Source organism: Blautia sp. An81 (assembly GCF_002161285.1).
Taxonomy (GTDB): Bacteria; Bacillota; Clostridia; order Lachnospirales; family Lachnospiraceae; genus Blautia; species Blautia ornithocaccae.
In genome coordinates, this window is the sequence record NZ_NFHH01000074.1 from 1 (window position 1) to 999 (window position 999).

Here is a 999-nt window from a genome sequence, read left to right on the forward strand (position 1 = left end):
GAAAGATGGCGAGCCGTGTACATCGAGAGGTGTAAGCACGGTTCTGGAGGGGGTTACGCCAAGACCACGGACGAAAGGAAGTATGGCGTGGCGTTTCCTACCTTATGAGCTTTATACGATCATGCGTTACCTGCAGTATGATACTATCCAGAAGATGGGTCTGGGACATTTTGACTCCTGGGCCGCCGCTTTTGGGGAGACAGTGACGGCGATAGAGTTATCGCCGGAAGGAACGGGCTACCGTGCAAAAACACGGTTTGCCCGTTTTTTTAATCTTCCGGAGTTAATTTCCCTGTTTAAAGAATCTGCTGATATTCAGACAGCGGATATGCTGCACCTCCCTGTGCCGGAAGCAGAGTACATCAACGAGGTATTGAAGCCCAGCCCGGAGCAGGAAGATCTGGTCAGTACCTTTGCTGACCGGGCGGAATTGGTGCGGGCCGGCGCTGTGGAGCCTCGTGAAGATAATATGCTTAAGATTACCAATGATGGACGTAAGTGCGCCCTGGATCAGAGGCTTATCAACGATATGCTCCCGGATTACCCGGATAGTAAGGTAAACCGTTGTGTAAAAAATGCCTTTGATATCTGGCAGGAGACAGCACAGAACCGTTCCACACAGCTTATCTTCTGTGACCTTTCCACGCCGAAAAATGACGGTTCTTTTAATGTATATGATGATGTGAGGGAAAAGCTGGTGGCAAAAGGCATTCCCAGGGAGGAAATCGCTTTTATCCATGAAGCAGGGACAGAGACAAGGAAAGCGGAACTGTTCGCAAAGGTGCGTTCCGGGAAAGTGCGTATCCTGCTTGGTTCAACGCCAAAGCTGGGGGCGGGAACCAATATCCAGGACAGGCTGATCGCTCTCCATCATCTGGACTGCCCGTGGGTGCGACTTGAAGTCGCATAGATAATTGTTTAACAACGAAATATTGATTAAACCCGCTATTCCGTTAGCGGTAGCCTAGTGCCACCTGCATCAGAAGCAATGACGGTGTT

1 pseudogene is annotated in these 999 nt (G+C 50.3%); it reads left to right on the forward strand.

From position 1 onward, the window contains the following. Positions 1–910: pseudogene (locus B5G33_RS20875) on the forward strand (helicase); the annotation flags it as partial. Positions 911–999 lie beyond the last annotated feature (89 nt).